General features: G+C 49.0%; 13 protein-coding genes. 5 read left to right on the forward strand and 8 right to left on the reverse strand.

Going from position 1 to position 17,886, the window contains the following annotated elements; all coding sequences use genetic code 11:
* Window positions 1-57: 57 nt before the first annotated feature.
* Together A5320_RS17665 and A5320_RS17670 are read right to left on the reverse strand one after the other, a co-directional pair.
* Window positions 58-2,775 (reverse strand): glycoside hydrolase family 3 protein, encoded by a 2,718-nt coding sequence (locus tag A5320_RS17665; RefSeq protein WP_231916767.1) that lies wholly within the window; start codon window positions 2,773-2,775, stop codon window positions 58-60.
* Between the two features lie 106 nt (window positions 2,776-2,881).
* Complete coding sequence (locus A5320_RS17670; RefSeq protein WP_068068007.1) at window positions 2,882-5,590, reverse strand: TonB-dependent receptor; 2,709 nt, start codon at window positions 5,588-5,590, stop codon at window positions 2,882-2,884.
* 375 nt (window positions 5,591-5,965) lie between these two features.
* Between A5320_RS17670 and A5320_RS17675 the strand changes: the two genes are divergently transcribed.
* Window positions 5,966-6,391 carry a hypothetical protein gene (locus A5320_RS17675; protein WP_157605994.1) on the forward strand — a complete coding sequence of 142 codons (426 nt, stop codon included), beginning with the start codon at window positions 5,966-5,968 and terminating at the stop codon, window positions 6,389-6,391.
* A gap of 34 nt (window positions 6,392-6,425) precedes the next feature.
* Here the strand turns inward: A5320_RS17675 and A5320_RS17680 are convergent, their stop codons facing one another.
* Together A5320_RS17680 and katG are read right to left on the reverse strand one after the other, a co-directional pair.
* Entirely contained in the window at window positions 6,426-8,033 is a 1,608-nt protein-coding gene (locus A5320_RS17680) for an FAD-binding domain-containing protein (RefSeq protein WP_068068017.1), read from the reverse strand.
* A 192-nt stretch (window positions 8,034-8,225) separates the two neighbouring features.
* Complete coding sequence (gene katG / locus A5320_RS17685; protein WP_068068022.1) at window positions 8,226-10,403, reverse strand: catalase/peroxidase HPI; 2,178 nt, start codon at window positions 10,401-10,403, stop codon at window positions 8,226-8,228.
* Between the two features lie 411 nt (window positions 10,404-10,814).
* Between katG and A5320_RS17690 the strand changes: the two genes are divergently transcribed.
* A complete protein-coding gene (locus tag A5320_RS17690) occupies window positions 10,815-12,464 on the forward strand; it encodes a hypothetical protein (RefSeq protein WP_068068025.1) in 1,650 nt (549 codons plus the stop codon).
* A gap of 141 nt (window positions 12,465-12,605) precedes the next feature.
* Window positions 12,606-13,454, forward strand: coding sequence for a hypothetical protein (locus A5320_RS17695; protein WP_068068027.1), 849 nt, complete (start codon window positions 12,606-12,608; stop codon window positions 13,452-13,454).
* Window positions 13,455-13,514: 60 nt separating this feature from the next.
* Here A5320_RS17695 and bfr (A5320_RS17700) read toward each other — a convergent pair whose 3' ends face one another.
* The 4 genes from bfr (A5320_RS17700) to A5320_RS17715 form a co-directional block, all read right to left on the reverse strand.
* Window positions 13,515-13,982, reverse strand: coding sequence for a bacterioferritin (bfr, locus tag A5320_RS17700; RefSeq protein ID WP_068068030.1), 468 nt, complete (start codon window positions 13,980-13,982; stop codon window positions 13,515-13,517).
* Window positions 13,983-13,985: 3 nt separating this feature from the next.
* Window positions 13,986-14,456: a bacterioferritin gene (gene bfr / locus A5320_RS17705; RefSeq protein WP_068068033.1), complete on the reverse strand. Its 471-nt coding sequence runs from the start codon at window positions 14,454-14,456 to the stop codon at window positions 13,986-13,988.
* Between the two features lie 321 nt (window positions 14,457-14,777).
* Window positions 14,778-15,731 carry a hypothetical protein gene (locus tag A5320_RS17710; RefSeq protein WP_068068037.1) on the reverse strand — a complete coding sequence of 318 codons (954 nt, stop codon included), beginning with the start codon at window positions 15,729-15,731 and terminating at the stop codon, window positions 14,778-14,780.
* Window positions 15,731-16,063: a PadR family transcriptional regulator gene (locus tag A5320_RS17715; RefSeq protein WP_068068040.1), complete on the reverse strand. Its 333-nt coding sequence runs from the start codon at window positions 16,061-16,063 to the stop codon at window positions 15,731-15,733. Before A5320_RS17715 ends, A5320_RS17710 begins: the two co-directional genes overlap by 1 nt.
* A 384-nt stretch (window positions 16,064-16,447) precedes the next feature.
* Between A5320_RS17715 and A5320_RS17720 the strand changes: the two genes are divergently transcribed.
* On the forward strand, window positions 16,448-16,831 hold the full coding sequence (locus tag A5320_RS17720; protein ID WP_068068042.1) for a helix-turn-helix domain-containing protein: 384 nt from the start codon (window positions 16,448-16,450) through the stop codon (window positions 16,829-16,831).
* A 160-nt stretch (window positions 16,832-16,991) separates the two neighbouring features.
* Window positions 16,992-17,732, forward strand: coding sequence for a TnsA endonuclease N-terminal domain-containing protein (locus tag A5320_RS17725; RefSeq protein ID WP_068068045.1), 741 nt, complete (start codon window positions 16,992-16,994; stop codon window positions 17,730-17,732).
* The last annotated feature ends 154 nt before the right edge of the window (window positions 17,733-17,886 follow it).

Below are 17,886 nucleotides of genomic sequence, written 5' to 3' on the forward strand. Positions count from 1 at the left end.
GAAGCGAGCAGCTGCCTGTTCGAGATCAGCTGCTCGTTTCTAGTTACTTATTGCGTGCTAACGCGCTGAAATTTCGACACAGCCCAACTGCATGATATTTTGCGAGCTCACTTTTTGCGAGCTCGTATTTTGAGCGCTCATTTCCAGTGCACTCTGCTGCGTCACCAACAGGATATCCGCCACGGCCAGACTATGTTGTCCGGTAGCGCTTAACACCATCGCATCCAAAATCCGCGTGTCCATCGCCGGCTGACCAGCACACTGCAGCGCCACTTCCACAGTATGCCATACCCCGGGCTGCATACTAGTGAGTGGTTGTGCCAGCGATAACTGCCGCTGGCAACGACCTTCCAAATCACAAAGCGCACCCAGGCTGAGCTTCGCCGGTACTTGTTGATCAAAACGTAGGCTAAATCGCAGTGCCTTGGCCTGGTTGAGTTTGGCAGCAGCAACCGGCTTGAGGTAACGCAGGCTGGCTGTGGCTGGCGCAGCTGTATTCCAGCGCAATTGCCGGCCATCTTCCTGATAAGACAGATTCACCGATTGCATGGCCAGACTTTGCCCATCCGTGCTGACCCCATAAGGTGTGGTGATAAGCGTGGCAGAGTCTGATGCCTTGGCGGTACTGCTGTCGGCTAACACCCAGGCCAGATCTGCAGCTAAATTGCGTAAAAATAGCGGCTGAATACCATCATCAGAGCTGGCTGCTGTTACTGGCGATACCTGCTCGGACAAGGGGCCCAGCTCTGTCTGGTCGGCATAGGTTAAACCATAACCATAAGCAAACAAGGGGTCATAGTTGGCATCGCCTTTATTCAGCACAAACTGATCATCAAACCGCGGCCAGGAAAAACTGAGTTTGCCCTGAAAATCATATCGAGGCTCGCCCTGACTGTCGGCCAACAGCACATCCGCCACCCCCTGGCCTTCGGAACCTGGCAGCCAGGCCACCACAAAAGCATCCGATGCGTTCAGCTCTTTATTCACCCACAGCGGCCGACCGGTTAAAAACACTGTCACCACCGGAATACCTTGTTGTTTCAGCTGTTGGATCAGCGCTAAATCACGTTTGTCGCCAAGCTGGTATTCCAGCTGCTGAATATCACCAAACCATTCGGCATAAGGGTTTTCGCCAATCACCACCACGGCGACATCGGGTTTTTGGCGGTAGCGGCCATTCACCGCCAGCTCCACTTTGCCACCCGCGCTTTCCACTTGCTGGCGAATGCCCTGATACACCGACGTCGCGTTGGGGAAATCGGCGTTACTGTTGTCAGTGCCCTGCCAGGACACACTCCAGCCACCGGCTTGTTTGGCGATGTTATCTGCGCCATCACCAGCCACCAGCACATGGCTTTTCGGCGATAACGGCAATAATTGCCGGTTGTTTTTTAACAGCACCAGGGATTTACGAACCGCATCGCGCGCTAATTCTTGATGCGCCTGACTGTTAAATACCGCACGTTCTTTAGATTCTGGCCGACTGGACGGTTTACCACGCGCCAGCAAGCCCCAGCGAATTTTCGCCCGCAAAAAGCGCCGCACCGCATCATCAATCCGGGTCATCGGAATGACCCCCTGCTCTACCTGACGAATGGTATTGTGATAAAAGGCTTCAAAATGCTCAGGCACCATCAGCACATCAACGCCAGCATTAATAGCGCCGGCACATTGTTCCAGTGAGCAACCTTCAACAAACTTATGGCCGTTCCAGTCACTGACCACAAAACCATCAAAGCCCATTTGCTGTTTCAGCACATCGGTCAGCAGGTATTGATGGCCATGCAACCGCACGCCATTCCAACTGTTAAAAGACACCATCACCGACTGCACACCGGCCCGAATGGCGGTCATATAACCCGCGGCATGAATATCCCGCAGACCTTGTTCATCAATCAGCGTATCGCCGCGGTCGATACCTTTTTCAGTGCCGCCATCGCCGACAAAGTGTTTGGCCGTAGCGATCCGGCCGAAACCCTGCAGGAAATCCTGGCCTAAAGTGCCCTGCAAGCCTGACACCATCTGCCCGGCATAAGCTTTGACGATGGCCGGATCTTCAGAATAACTTTCATAAGTGCGGCCCCAACGGTCGTCTCTGACCACGGCCACCGTCGGCGCAAAACTCCATTCAATGCCGGTTGCAGCCACTTCTTTGGCGGTCGCCACCCCAATCTGGTGGATAAGCTTTGGATCATGGGCGGCGCCAAGGCCAATATTGTGCGGAAATAAGGTGGCGCCATAGACATTGCTATGGCCATGCATCGCATCCGTGCCCCAAATGGTCGGAATGCGGCTGCCATCTTCTTTGGCATCAACCGAGGCTTCGTACATGTCGTCGGCGTATTTTAACCAAACCGCCGGCGCTGCTCTTTTTTGACCATAAGGTGCAGTATTGCCGCCATTAAGGTAGGAGCCAAAACCGTACTTACGCATTTGCGCCACCGACAAATAACCAATTTCCGGTTGGATCATCTGCGCTACTTTTTGTGCCACTGTCATCCGGGCCAGTATCTGGTCCAGCACCTGTTCCAGTTGCGGATCCTTTGGCAAACCCGTATTGACATAAGGCCACTGTACCGCTGTTTTTTCTGCATTGTTTTGTGCATTGTTTTCTGTCTTTTGTTCTGAATAAGTGGTTTTCATAACGTTAACCGCTGCCGCATTGGCCGAAGTCGCCAGCAACAGGCTAAGCAGTGCGAATTTATGCTTATGATTCATGATTTTATGAATGGCTTTATGAATGGTTTTATACATGGTGATCTTGTTATTGATCATGAAAATTATCCTTAGCAGACCTTACAGCGACCCAGCCGTGGTATTCAGGCCTGATCAAAAAAAACCGCCCAACAAAGCTGAGCGGTTTATACACGGACATTCAAAACTAGAAATTAAAACCTGCGCGCACACCGTAATAACGTGGCATGCCAAAACTTCCTTTCGGGAAGCCTTTGCCAGTGTTGCTCCAATGCTGCACCACTTCATCGGTGGCGTTGCTGATAAACAACTCAGCAAACCATGCTTGATCCATAGGTTCATACTTGAACGAGGCATTGACTGAGGTAAATGCATCACGGCTGTCGTCAATATAGGAAATAGCTGCGTCAGACACCGCAAAGTTCATGTCGTCCAGATGCTTATCCAGGTTCCAAATGGTGTTGTAGGATTTATCTTTCCAGTTCACATTCATCCAGCTGTGAATGTAGCCCCAGTCGCCTAAATAAAAGCTGTGGGTGTAGCTTAAATTGGCACTGAACTTAGGCACCATCGCCAACTGATTGCCTTTTAAATTGGTAGTCAGCAAGGTATTTGTCGGATCAATCGATTCTTCATACGACAAATCGAACAAATACTCCGGGTCATAATCCCATTTGGTGATCCAATCATCGGTGATGCGGGCATCGGTCCAGGTGACATAACCGGAAATCCGGCCACTTGGATAAGGTTTCCAGTCAAACTCCAGTTCTATGCCTTTAATGGTCGAACCCGGCACGTTTTGCGTGTAATAAGCAATCACCGGCATGTTTTGGAAGTCCAGCACCGGTTGACCATTTTGATCCAGTACCGGGCTGCCGTCCGGGTTCTCTATTGCCGCCAGACGCTCAACATTGCCGATCGAGCCGACAGAGGCGTATTGCATATCCTTGTAATCGGTAAAAAAGAACACGCCTTGTAAATTCAGTGAGTTATCAAACAAGCTCGTCTTAGTACCTAACTCGTACGTCAGCACTTGTTCCGGGTCAAACTGGGTTTCAAAACGCTGCACCTGGCCAGTTCTGTCGTTGACCACTTCAAACACATCGCCGATGCCACCGGCTTTAAAACCTGAGGCGACATAACCGTAGACCATGGTATTGCTGCTGACGTCGTAATCAAGACCAAGCCGGAAATCGCTGTTTTGCCAGCTGCCTTTGTTGTCGTTGGCAAAAGCGGATTTATAAATAGCCGGATTTTCAAAGGCATTCACCGGTAAATTCGACAAGATGGTGCGGTTAAACCAACCCGGTGCGCAGCCATCGGCATTGGAGCAGCGTAACGTGCGTCCGCCTTTATCCTCTTTGGTTTCATCACTGAAACGGTAACCTAACGTCAGGTGCAATGCTGGGCTCAGGTTGTAAGTCGCCTGTCCAAAAGCGGCCAAGGCATCGGTAGAACGATCCGGCTGATCCCAAAACGCTTTATCATCCATCGGGTTATCGTAATAGCCGACAGTGGTGGTTTTTTCATGGAATATGTTAACCCCGGCTATCCAGACCAAATCGCCAAGCTCATCCGACTGTAACTGCAGCTCGGTCGAATAAGAGCGGGCACCGGTGCCATCGAGGAAAAACATCGCGCCGTCCCATACATCCAGACCGACTTCAATATCCTGCGCCGACTGCCGCTTCATATCTTCAAAACCGGCAAGCCACACCAGGTTGAGCTCATCTGTCAGTTCATAGTTCAGTGAATTTCGAAGATAGGTAATATCCAGTTCCAGTTTACCGGGCACGTTCACGACCGCCTGATAGGTATTGTCGCTCGGTAAAAATGTCGAACAGTCGCCGCCAAATTCTGTCGGTCGGCCCCGCAGTTTTTCACAGTTCACCATCTCGACCGAACCGGCACTGTCGTTTTTGTAATATTGGAACACGGTATGGTTAGAAAAACGGCCCGCCGCAGGTTCCCATAAGGTACTGACGCGAAACGAATGCTCGTTGGCATTGTTGTAAAAGTCTTTTTTATCCGCTGGGGTTAAAGCCCGGACTTTCTGCGCATCTGGATTGGTGCCTGCAGGATCTATCCACCAGTTTTCGCGCTGGGTTAGCGTCTGACCAATGCCCTGATAAGAGTTTTCTGAAACGACTTCAGCGTCCAGCACCCCTGCTGGCAAATAGCGGGTGTCATATTGGTTTGGATCCCAATAGCCTTCGACATAAGAGTCACGTTTGAGTGTTTTACCGGAAAATCTGATGGCAAATTCATCTGAAACTGCCAGGTTATACATGCCACCGGTGCTGACGGCATGAAAGCGGCCCAGCTCGCCATTAACGTTGCCGTAGCTGCGGTCTAGTTCTGGTTTTGCCGACAGCACATTAATGCTGCCAACGGTGGAGTTCCGGCCAAACAAGGTGCCTTGCGGGCCACGTAAAGCTTCAACCCGTTCGACGTCGTACATTAACGCCAGGGCACCCTGCATCCTTGGTGAGTAAATACCGTCTAAGTGTACGCCGACGGCCGGATCACCTAATTCGGTAATGTTGGTCGAACGAATACCACGCATAGTAATCACCGGCGCGGCCTGTTCAGAAGACACTGAAATGTCGAGGCCTGGCACTAAATCCGCAATATCTTTGACATTGTTGACGCCATGCTGCTGCAGCAGGGATTCACTGAGTGCTGAAATCGCCACCGGCGTTTCCATCAGTTTGGTTTTGCGTTTGGTGGCCGTGACCGAAATCACTTCCAGTTCGGTGTCATTGGTTGTACTGGTTGCTGCGGCTTTTTCTGTGGTCGTTTGGGTGGTCGTTTTGGTGACATCCGCTTGCTGCGCCACGGCAGAAAAAGCGCATGCCATCGCTATCGCAAGCGAAAGTGCGTTACGTTTATGCATTGTCTAACCCCTGTCTTTGGTGTTTTTTTTGCTTTGTGTTTTTTTGCTTTTGTTTTTAATGGCAAACCAAACTGCGGGGTTCACCAACGATTTCACCATAGTGAGATGCGAAACACAGCGATACAGAGATTCGACAAGGCGAGTGGGTCGTACTACAACACGGTTTTAGCCACCGGGGAGGCTAGAAATTGACCCAAGTTAACATAAGGATTTGTAAGTGAAACGACGCGATTTAAGTAGGACTGCGGATTTGTAAGTAGAGACTTAAAGAAAGTCCGCTATTCCACAAAACCAACATTGCCCAACTGCTGCCAATTTAGCTAACATGCAATCCCGACTCCGGAAACGTCAGCTCCCCTTATGAAATGGATTATATTGCTTGTTTTGATACTGACGAATAGCCCGCTATGCGCTGTTGAACAATATACCAAAGCTGAGTGCGACCGCTTAAAGCAGCAAAAAGAGCAGATCCACAAACGCCTGAACGCTGGTTATGGTTTTGCTGAAGGCGAGCAGTTGGTTAAACAAGATCGTGAGTTATTTCAGAAAATTGCATCACACTGCACCTCGCCGGATGCCAATGTCTCGCTGCAAGCGATGCCGTCACAAGCGAAACGCGAACCGATGCAGAATGTTGTGACGGCCTATACTGTGCAACCCACCCCAGCAGCCAGCAATCCGCCACCGCAACCATCGGCCAGCCGTTATGTCGAGAATATCCGGCAACAATTCAATTGGGTCGGCATGGCAATTATTGGCATTTTGGCAGCCTTGAGTTGGCTGATATGGCGCAAGCTGTAGGTTAAATTGGAACCCAGGCTTAGGCGCCAAGTACCTAATCAAACAGACTCATTTGCCCGAAATCGTCGTTGCCCGCTGGTGTTGGGTTTTGCTCTGGATTTACCACAACTGCGCGGGATGAGGTTTTTTGACCAGCGCCCTTCACTACTTTTCCCGCGACACCACTGCGTAACATCGAAATTTCGTCTTTGGCTTCACGGTGACTGCTGCTGAAATCGACCGGCGGTAGCGGGTAACACTGTGATCCGGTGCGAACTCTCATCTCGGCAGGCATCCGCCAGGGTTCAAAAATCCAAACATGAGACACCTGCCCAAGTTCCGGCAGCCAACGACGGACAAATATGCCTTCCGGGTCCAGCTCTTGTGCTTGTTTCACGGGGTTGTAAATGCGCAGCACCTGTTGGCCGGTGGTGCCGCTTTGCATCTGAATTTGTGGGTAATGGATGCCGGGCTCAAAATCGACAAAGAGCTTGGCCAGATAATCCGACACCGGCTGCCATGGCAGCTTCAGGGTGTAACAAGCAATGGACACCAGCATGGCGCGCATCCGAAAATTCAGCCAACCGTGGTAAATCAAATACCGCATACAGGCATCGACCAGCGGCCAACCGGTTTTGCCCTGACTCCAGGCAATAAATCTACTTTCGTCCCACGGCCGCTGTAGCGCATCATATTTACGATTAAGATTCATCAGCCCGGCGTCCGGGTTGCTTTCGAGCTTCTGGATAAAATAGCAATGCCAGACCAGCCGCGAGCGAAAGGCTGACAGATTACGGCACCACAGCCGGTCCGGGTGATGTTGCAGCGTGAAATCCAGTCTTGCCAACACTTCGCGCAGGCTGACGGTGCCGTAAGCCAGGTGCGCACTTAATCGCGAGCAGCCACTTTCGGCGGTCAGTGGTGAACTAATCAAGGATTGATAACGCTGACTGCGCTGCGCCAAAAAACTATCTAATAAAGCCAAACCTATGTGCCGACCGCCGGGCTGCCGGCCCGGGCAGGTATATTCATCGTCACAGATTTGCAGCGGTAACTCAGCTACAGCCAGAGCTTTACTACCAAGCGCGGTCGCGTTGAAATCCCGGGGGTTCAGCAACTGTAGCGCAGTTGGCACCGGCAACGGCGGTTGTTGCGACCACTCTTCCCAATGTAGATGCCAGCGTTGGTGCCAGGCGTCGGTATTTTTGTCTGCTGCTTTGCTTCCTGTTATTTTTTTCTTGCCAGAGCTGTTTTTCCGGGAAGGCCTGCGCACACCATTTTGCGCGTATTCACACCAGGTGACTGCATGCTGTTTACACCAGGCCGCCACCTGGATATCGCGTTGATAAGTCCAGAGATTGCCGGTTTCTTCATGACTGTACAGCACAAAAGTACCCACGCTTTGCTGCAGCAACGTTAAGGCTTCACAGACCGAACTGCGTAAAATCAGCAAGCTGCCACCAATCGCAGCGAGTTGTTGCTCAAGATCTAACAGCGAATCCCGCACAAACAACCACTGCCGGTTGCTGGTTTCGGCCAATTGCCAATAGGCGTCTTCCAGCACATACAGACAGAGCACAGGGCCGCTTTGACTGGCCGCAACTAAGGGCCGGTGATCAGCTAAACGAAGATCACGTTTGTACCAAACCACCTGTACTGTCATGGTTTTTCCTGGAGTTTTACCGAATGGGAGTAAACGAAGTTGCTGATACAACAGCGGTTAAACGTCGTTTTCACAGAGAAAGATCAGCAAATAATCGGCGACAGCAGAAATTTAAGTAAAAAAACGCCAGTCGTTTGGACTGGCGTTTCGGGTTGGTTAGAAGCGTCGCTATTGATGATTAGCTAAATGATTTCAAAACCGGTCAGCGTTCATCACTTTGGTCCAGGCTTTGACAAAGTCACGCACGAACTTCTCTTTGGCGTCGTCCTGCGCATAAACTTCAGCGTAAGAGCGCAGTACCGAGTTCGAACCAAACACTAAGTCGACCCGGGTGGCGGTAAACTTCACGGCGCCACTTGCCCGGTCAACAATCTGATACAGGTTTTTACCGGCCGGTTTCCAGCTATACGCCATATCGGTCAGCGTGGTGAAAAAGTCAGTGCTGAGCACGCCAACTTGATTGGTAAATACACCATGTTTGCTGCTGCCGTGATTGGCGCCGAGCACCCGCAAACCGCCAACCAGCACGGTCATTTCCTGCGCTGTTAAGCCCATGAGTTGCGCACGGTCCAGCATCAACTCTTCCGGCATTGCCGCGTAATCTTGCTTCAGCCAGTTACGGAATGCATCATGAATTGGTTCCAGCACGGCAAAAGACTCAACATCGGTTTGCTCGGCAGTGGCATCACCCCGACCTGGCATAAAGGGCACTGTAATCGCAAAACCAGCTGCCCGCGCCGCTTGTTCGACCGCTGCGGTACCACCCAACACGATTAAATCGGCGATACTTACTTTTTTGCTCAGACCAGCCTGCAGCTGGGCTAACGTCAGCAGCACTTTATGTAAGCGTGCCGGCTCGTTGCCTGCCCAATCTTTTTGCGGGGCTAACCGGATACGGGCGCCATTAGCACCACCGCGGAAATCAGAACCGCGGAAAGTCCGGGCACTGTCCCAGGCGGTCGCTATCAGCTCGGACTCCGGCAAACCAGTGGCCAGAATTTTCGCTTTAAGTTCAGTGACTTCGGCTTCTGATAACTGATAATCCACGGCTGGGATTGGGTCTTGCCAGATTAAATCTTCAGCCGGTACATCCGGGCCGAGATAACGGGCTTTTGGCCCTAAATCGCGGTGGGTTAACTTAAACCAGGCGCGGGCAAAGACTTCGTCGAAATAGGCCGGATTGGCGTAGAACTTCTCGGAAATCTGGCGATAAGCCGGATCCATTTTCAGCGCCATATCGGCGTCGGTCATCATTGGGTTACAACGGATCGACGGGTCTTCCACATCCACCGGCTTGTCTTCTTCGCGAATACTGACCGGTTCCCACTGCCAGGCTCCGGCCGGGCTTTTGGTCAGTTGCCAGTCGTAACTGAATAACAGATAAAAATAACCGTTGTCCCATTTGGTTGGGTGAGTCGTCCAGGCGCCTTCGACACCGCTGGTGACGGTATTGCGACCGATACCACGGCTTTGGTGATTCATCCAGCCAAAACCCTGTTCATGAATGTCCGCACCTTCCGGCGCCGGGCCTAAGTTGGCGGCGCTGCCGTTACCGTGCGCTTTACCCACGGTGTGACCACCGGCAGTTAACGCCACCGTTTCTTCATCATCCATCGCCATCCGGGCAAAAGTCTCACGCATATCGGCGGCGGTTTTTAATGGATCCGGGTTGCCATCAACCCCTTCCGGATTGACGTAAATCAGCCCCATCATCACCGCAGCAAGTGGGTTTTCTAATTCGCGGCCATCACTGTAACGGCTATTTTCGTTGGCAGTTGGCGCTAACCATTCTTTTTCCGAGCCCCAGTAAATATCTTTTTCCGGATGCCAAATATCGGCACGGCCACCGGCAAAACCAAAGGTTTTTAATCCCATCGATTCATAAGCCATATTACCGGCCAGGATCATCAAATCGGCCCAGGATAATTTGTTGCCATATTTGCGTTTAATCGGCCACAACAAGCGGCGGGCTTTATCCAGGTTGCCGTTATCCGGCCAGCTATTCAGCGGCGAAAACCGCTGATTGCCGGTGCCAGCGCCACCACGGCCATCGGCAATGCGGTAAGTACCGGCAGAATGCCAGGCCATCCGGATCATCAGGCCACCATAATGGCCCCAATCGGCCGGCCACCAGGCTTGACTGTCGGTCATCAGTGCTTGTAAGTCGGTTTTAACAGCCGCCAGATCAAGAGATTTAAAGGCTTCGGCGTAGTTAAAGTCAGGGTCCATCGGATTGGTTTTATGGTCATGCTGATGCAGAATGTCGAGATTCAAAGCGTTCGGCCACCAATTCTGGCTTGAAGTCGTGGCTGAGGTGTTTGCCCCGTGCATTACCGGGCATTTACCTTTGCTAGCTTGTGAATTATCCATGGTGTAGATCCTTTAGTTATGATTTGAAGCAATTCATCGATTGCATAGAGCGGTACACGTCATTAAAGGTAGTCGTAAAATAGAATTAGCTAAATCAATTTTTATCAGTGAATTCAATCGTTTTTATCGATGACTTTTTAACAGAAGCATCGCCAGTCAACGGCGGCGACCCAATATTAGATTATGGCGTACTACCGCTATGCGCGGTGAGTACGCCCTACGAAGTTTTGCTTTCTAAAACAATATGTTAAGTGCATCTTGAGCGTAGGGCGTGACTCGCCGCAGGCAGTCCGCCGCACAGCCAGCGATTTATGTTGACAATACCGCGCCAAAAACGGTCTCATATCACAAGATTTTTACAAGGACGGTACTGGGTGCTACTCAGACTTTTATCAAAATATAAGGATTAGCATGAAGTTGGTGCTCAAAGTTGGCGTAGTCTTGGCCATGGTACTGCTCGCCTGGGCCTACTGGCCTGGCTCAGATAGTGTCGCTGTCGAACTCGCCAAAAATGCGCTTGAGCAACAAAATCCACAAAGCTCAGCAGGCTTGCCGCCACGATCGGAGAGTACAGCTCCATACAAGCCTTCGATAACTACGAACCCAACGGACACAACGCAGACCTGCCCGTCCGCTGAGCAGCTCGGAACTTCATTGCAGAAACTACAGCAACAGCGCGTTAGCCTGACCAATCAACTGATTGATCTGCATATTAAACAGGGCATTAAAAAACCGGTGACACTGCAGACTTTACAGGTAGTTGGTGGGGATTTGGAGGTTTTTCAGTTTCGGCAAGCGGCGAGAAAAGAAAACTTTGCCTATTTCAAACAACAGTTTAGGCACATCAACTTCAAAGTCGATAAAGACACTTTCTTCAATGTGCAGGCTGCCATCGGCAAACAGGATTATGATCAGCTGTTGCAACTGATTCAGCAACATGACACCGCTGATCGCCCGTATTTATTCACGCAAATGGAATTAAGTTTGCTGGGTCGTGTCGTTATCGCTAATCCACAGATCCCGTTTTCGACTATTCAACAATTTATCGATGCCGGTATCCAACCATTTATTGGAGATCTGGCAGCTTTTACGGCGCTGGATTTGCCACTGCCGCTGATTGATATGGTACAGCAACACTATAAAGACGATTTGCAACAGCAATGGCAAGACAATTTCCGCGCTTACAATTTAACCTTATTGGCGGCTGAAAACTCAAGTGCCGAGCTATTTGATTATTGGCGTGCTTTGGGTATCCCGGCCAGCATAGATCCACAAGCCCCCAATGCTTTTGATCTCATTCCATTGCCGACTTCAGAGCAACAACTGGATCAACAAATCAGCAAGGTGCGCACTTTATTGACCGCAGGGATCCTGCCGCGGTCTGCTGACGTGCGAAGCCAGTGGCTGTTACTCTTGCCTGAGCAAGAATCGCAGCACCTCAGTGAATTACTGCAGCAACAACCTGCAATGCCAATTGAAAAAGGTGGACCAGACGCGACGCCATTGCTGGCGCTGCAGCAATTGCAGACTGAATTTAACCAATTACTACAACAAGTTGCGGCTTGTCCAACAGCACAACAATGGCCAGTAGGCGCTGTGATAACCAGGGATTTGCCGGAACGGGCTTATCTGACCAACCTGAAAATGCAGCAGCAGTCATCGCAGTATATGAAAGATTTATCTGCTGAGGATCTCGATAATACGAAGAAAATGAGCGCGTTGATTCAGCAGAAAGATTGGCAAGGACTTCAGGATCTGATGCGACAACAGCAAGAAATACCCGCAGAAGATGTGGATGTCACTGTCATGATGTTTATGATGATGTTTAATGCAAGCTCAGAAGATGTGCAGCAGCACTTAGGCAACTTCAAGCAAATAAGCAGTGAACAGGCCAAACAATTGTCAGGAGTCGCGTCACCGGCCCATCGTGAGCTGTTTAAAGCAGCTGGTTTTATACTACCTTACAATGCCGAAGCTGAAAAACTGCATCAAATTTTCCGGGAAAGCGAGCAATACAAGAAAAAAGCCGAGCAGCGGCGATCAAGCTTACAACAGCAATAAAAGCTTGAGTAAATCCAGAAGATCTATGGACGCTCCCATAGATCTCCCGATACTCCCCTCGGCGTTTTCAGAGAAATTAACAGCGAACAGCAGAAGTGTTTACTATGCTGAAATAAAGTCGGCTAGGGAAAAGCTTCTCAGATGAAATTCGCTTCCTTATGGTTGTTTTGCAGTGTTTTCAGCTGTTGCCCGAGCAACGCAGTGGAAGTAACGTTTTACAGTAAAATGCCGCCAAACTGGTTAACGTTGCCAGCGCAACCGAATGAATCTATTGATAAAAAACTTATCCGACAAATACTAACCCACACCAACGACGTGCATTATCAGTTTCATCTGGTGAACCATACCAAAGCGATGCAATTAACGTTGGAAAATCCGCAAGGCTGCATGGCCGGTGTGCTCAGCACACCGCAACGGCGGCAACTTTTCCATTACAGTAAACCATTTACCATGGTACTTGGACTGCGCTTGTATGTTTTAAAAAATAGCCGTATGCAGCGAAAATTGCAGTTCCTACAAGATCAACACGGCAAAGTCAGTTTAGATTCCGCTTGGGCAAAAAATGCCAGGGTGCTGCTTGGACTTGATGCCGATCGTTCTTATGGTGCCGAACTGGATCCACTTATTCGCGCTCCGGAAAAATCGAAATACTTATATCTCAGACAAAGTGGCGTGGGTATTGGGGAATTATGGCCAATGCTGGTGCAGGAGCGGGTGGACTTAATCCTTGAATATCCGTTTATGTTGCCAGAAGCTTTTAAACAACAGGTTCATTCTTTTCCGGTGGCGGAAGCAACTGCCACCACAGCAGCTTACTTTGCTTGTAATAAGGGCAGTGCCGGTGCAGAAATTATCACTCGCTTAAATACATCAATCCAAAGTCTGGTCTTGACTGAAAGCTACCTGCAGTTGCAACTCTCTGAAGTCGAATTATCAGCACAAACCGAATATAAAAAACAATATATGGCGCTGATGTCAGCAGCCAACTGAAATAAAAAAGGTGCGGGTTTTCACCAGCACCTCACACTACTCCCTGCCAAGGATCTAGTGTTAAATTTGCGACTGTAAGTAGTTCTGCAAACCAAACATTTTGATCTGACGCAATTGCTGCTCCAGCCATTTAGCATGGTCGTTTTCGGTATCATCAAGCAGTTGCTGCAACATAGCGCGGGTCACATAATCCTGTTGTGTTTCACATAACGCCATGGTTTTTTTCAGTAAAGCACCAACAGCATATTCAACGTTCAGGTCGTTTTGCAGCATAGCTGGTACATCTTTGCCAATTTGCAGCCCATCGCGGGTCACCATATCCGGCGTGCCTTCGAGGAATAAAATCCGCTCGATAATCAAGGAAGCATGGCCTTTTTCGTCTTCCACTTCGTGGTCGATGCGCTCGAATAACTTGTGCAGGCCCCAGTCTTTATACATCCGTGAATGGATAAAATACTGGTCCATGGCGCTCAGCTCGTTGGCGAGCAATAGATTCAGCGCGTCGATAATCTGTTGTTGACCGTGCATTTGTTATTCTCCTACTTTCGACTGCAGGTAATTCGGCAGACCCATCACGCCAATCTGATACTGCTGCGCGTTGATCCAGTCGATATGTTCTTCTTCGTGCTCCAGAATTTCCACCAGGATTTCCCGGCTGACATAATCCTGATGTTGTTCACAAAGGGCGATGGCTTGTTTCAGTAGCGGCAGTTGCTCTTGTTGGAATTCTAAATCGCACTGCAGCATTTCTTCGGTGTCTTCACCGATGCGTAACCGGCCAAGTGCTTGTAAATTCGGTAATCCTTCTAAAAACAACACCCGCTCAATCAGCTCATCGGCTTGTTTCATATCACGAATGGATTTTTTGTAGCAGATGTTGTTCAGCTCAGCCAAACCCCAGTTTTTGTAGATACGGGCGTGTAAAAAATACTGATTAATGGAAGTGAGTTCTGAGGTCAGCACTTCATTCAGCACGGTGATGATAGCGGGATGGCCTTGCATGGCTTGGCTCCTGATTGGGGCATGTGAAAACGACATTTATATATAAAAAGTGTCGCAGCAATTGTTGACCATTTTAGTCAACTGCTGCCGAATGTCGAGGATTAAAGGCAAAAAACATGAATAAAATCATATGCATGCAATTGAGAACGCTTCGCTTTAACACCAGAATTCTTGTTAGGTTTTGTATCTGAATTTTCAACAAGAAAAACCTTCAACAAATCAACCGGCTAGCGGGAAGAGCATTATTTAGTAAAAATGCGGGCAGCAGGTTGGTAAATTCTGTGCTGCCCGCAGTAAGTTGGTAAAGGCTGGTTCGCGGTGTTATCTGGAAAGTTGCCGTAACCGGTACAAATCCCGACCCACTTCGTAGATGCAAAATAGTCCAGCCAGCAGGAAAATATTCCGCAGCACCCGGTCTAAATCGGCAATTGTCAGCAACGTTGGCAATGGATTGTCTGTCCCCACTAACAAGGCAGGTGATAGCCACAACAGCAGAAAACTCAGGCTAAACCCCAGGTTTAACACGACATTGATGCTCAAGGTAAGTTTGGTCCAATACGGCCGCCACACCCACCATAGATTGGCCAGCACTGACACCACTAACAATGCCGAAAGCCATGGCACCCATTGCTGAATTTCCGGATTAAGCGCCACCCGGATACTGGCCAACGTCTCGGCCGACATCCATAGTGGATACCACAAAACGATTAATAAAAAAGCGGAAGTCGCCAGATCTGTCAGTAAGTCACCGGCACTCATTTGTTGCCAGGGCCGGCTGACCGACGGTAAATCCTGCACCCGCCATTGTTTCGACAGCAACCAGCTATTGTCAGCACCACCAGCGCTATAAGCGTAAAACAGCAGCGTCACCACCATAAAAGCGGTCGCTGCCGAATCAAAAAAACCAAATAACAACTGCATTAAAAACTGCAGCGTTTTGAAATAATCCGTCTGCAAAAAATGAATACTGCTACCAAGACATTGCAGCAAAAATATCAATCCAAACACATAGATCAGGGTTTGTTTATACACCGGCATCAATTCGGAGCTGACCAAAGGCGTCGGTGGCACATAGGTCGCCGCCACTTGCCGCGGATGCCCCCACAGTTGCAGGGTTGCCGCTACTTCGTCGTCGGTGAGTTTGCGCCCCAGTTCATCCTGCTGACTTTCCAGCTGATCCAGCAAATGCGAGCTCAGCTCACGGCCGATATCAGTTCTTTTGTCTTCAGGCAAATAACGTTGTACTGCATTGATGTAACGATCGACCAGTTCCATTATGGTTGCTCCAGTAAGTTGCCAAGCGCGCCGTTCAGCTGTTGCCATTCTTCGGTTAGTTGCTGCAGTAATTCGCCGCCCAGGGTAGAAAGTTGGTAGTAGCGACGTTCACGCCCTTCGGCTTGTTGCCATTCGCTATCCAGTAAGCCTTGTTCCGCCAGTCGCCGCACCAGCGGATATAAAGTGCCTTCATCGATGTCGATGCCGGCATCCTGTAATTGTTTGCGCAGTGAATAACCGTAATGCGGCTGCTTTAGCGACGACAACACCGCCAGCACCAGCACCCCACGGCGTAGCTCACCACGCATTTTGTCTAATCGGTTTTCGGTCATTGTTGATCCTTGCTTATGGCCGCTTTGGTCAGCCCGGACGCTGCGTTGAACCTTTGTTATGGGTACTGTATGTCGCATACTGTATAACACATACTATGCGACACACAGCAAATACTATGCGTCATACAGTAATAATGCAAGTGCGAAGCAAAAAAAAACCAGTGGTGCCACTGTGGGATCTCGTAATCAGTGAAAGAAATTCTCACCATCCCCGAAACAATTCTCACAATCCTTAGGAGTTAGATACCCGTGTATACTTTTATACATAAGTTATTGATTTAAAATAAATTAAACAGGATTTTCGCTTATCAAAAAAACTTGCCTTTAACTTTAATTTGGGTTAAAAACGACCGTATGAAGTTAAGTTAAATGGGCTGACTAATAATGACTCCATTTGGTGAGCGTTTAGAGCAACTGAGAAGAAAGAGAGGCCTAAAACAGGTCGAACTAGCAGAACTGGTTGGTATCAAGGCGAGCTACGTCAGCGTTTTAGAACGAGGCCACAAGGGCGCGCCTTCAAAATATGTCCTCAGAAAGATTATCGAAAAACTCCATTTATCAGAACAAGAGCAAAAAGCACTCTTACATGATGCAGAAATCTCTGACTTTACTTTAAAAATCCTTACTGGTATTTCTCGCTCAGAATTTGAGCTAATACATCAATTGAAAAACGTACTGGGTAGTTTGAATGAGGATCAGATTTTGATTATGAAGACTGTCTTGAACATAAAGTGCGAAAGACGTTTTAGCAGAGGAGGCATGATATGAAAAATTAACAGGGCACGACAGATGCCGGCCCCGTCAAGTTTTTAAGTAGATATCTACCTTCGCAAGTAAAGTATCCACTTCCAGACCTGTCGCGTCAACCGGCCTTTATCAACATTTCTGTGTTTATAAATTTTATTACCTGAATTGGTAAGGGATTCGTATGACCAAAATTTTATCCGTTGGGCCTTCAGGTCCATGGCGGCAGCCCTGTGCTGTACCTAAAAAACCACATCAAAGAATGAGAGAGCCAGTTTCTCCCTCAAAAGGAAGAGTCGTTGGTTATTACTCGTCATGCAAAAATAACCGAGGAACAGCGTGGGAATCACAACTTGAACTCAAAGCCTGCACACTATTTGAGTTTTCCCCCTCAATTCGAAGCTACCAAGAGCAGCCGATCACTCTTTGGCTACCAGCTAGGTACGACAAACTCAGTCGATACACTCCGGATTTTGAAATTACAGATATAAATGGATTGGTTAGCTACGTTGAGGTCAAACCGGAATCAAAGCTAAGAGACCCATTGATTAGAGAGACCTTGCTGGCAGCGTCAACTTTGCTGGAAAAACAAGGCTATCCATATTTTGTGCTCACAGAAAAAGAACTACTCCAACAACATCTGATTCGCAATCTTACAGTACTTAAAGCATATAAGCGTTACGAGTTTGAAGCTAATGAACTATTGCGAGCAATTAACTGGATAACTATTCAGGGACAAAGCACCTATCGGGATTTCTCAAGTTATATGGGGGGACCAAAAGCAGTGCTTGCACTGATAGCACAACAACTTGTCGCGACAGATTTATACCAGCCCTTATCACTTACTACCCCTATTTGGCCAACTGAGGAGAGCAACCATGAAAACAACCTGTTTAAAGGTCGGTTTGCACCTGACTTTGAGTAACATACAGTACCAAATAGCTAAAATTTTACTTCCGAATATGTTCCATCTTGAACGCATAGTTGATGGTAATCATCCCATTTTTAATGGGCGTTAGAAGTAGAAGGTTGTGTTATTAAAGCCTGTTTGTATTTCGGTGGTATACCTCCAATGGCTT

Source organism: Rheinheimera sp. SA_1, assembly GCF_001669775.1.
GTDB lineage: Bacteria > Pseudomonadota > Gammaproteobacteria > Enterobacterales > Alteromonadaceae > Pararheinheimera.

Bases quoted from the DNA above. Each gene is read 5' to 3' on its own strand.
- A5320_RS17690 (WP_068068025.1), top strand. From the start codon at position 10,815: ATGAAGTTGGTGCTCAAAGTTGGCGTAGTCTTGGCCATGGTACTGCTC.
- A5320_RS17715 (WP_068068040.1), bottom strand. From the start codon at position 16,063: ATGACCGAAAACCGATTAGACAAAATGCGTGGTGAGCTACGCCGTGGG.
- A5320_RS17665 (WP_231916767.1), bottom strand. From the start codon at position 2,775: ATGATCAATAACAAGATCACCATGTATAAAACCATTCATAAAGCCATT.
- katG (WP_068068022.1), bottom strand. From the start codon at position 10,403: ATGGATAATTCACAAGCTAGCAAAGGTAAATGCCCGGTAATGCACGGG.
- bfr (WP_068068033.1), bottom strand. From the start codon at position 14,456: ATGCAAGGCCATCCCGCTATCATCACCGTGCTGAATGAAGTGCTGACC.
- A5320_RS17695 (WP_068068027.1), top strand. From the start codon at position 12,606: ATGAAATTCGCTTCCTTATGGTTGTTTTGCAGTGTTTTCAGCTGTTGC.
- A5320_RS17670 (WP_068068007.1), bottom strand. From the start codon at position 5,590: ATGCATAAACGTAACGCACTTTCGCTTGCGATAGCGATGGCATGCGCT.
- A5320_RS17680 (WP_068068017.1), bottom strand. From the start codon at position 8,033: ATGACAGTACAGGTGGTTTGGTACAAACGTGATCTTCGTTTAGCTGAT.
- A5320_RS17725 (WP_068068045.1), top strand. From the start codon at position 16,992: ATGACCAAAATTTTATCCGTTGGGCCTTCAGGTCCATGGCGGCAGCCC.
- bfr (WP_068068030.1), bottom strand. From the start codon at position 13,982: ATGCACGGTCAACAACAGATTATCGACGCGCTGAATCTATTGCTCGCC.
- A5320_RS17720 (WP_068068042.1), top strand. From the start codon at position 16,448: ATGACTCCATTTGGTGAGCGTTTAGAGCAACTGAGAAGAAAGAGAGGC.
- A5320_RS17710 (WP_068068037.1), bottom strand. From the start codon at position 15,731: ATGGAACTGGTCGATCGTTACATCAATGCAGTACAACGTTATTTGCCT.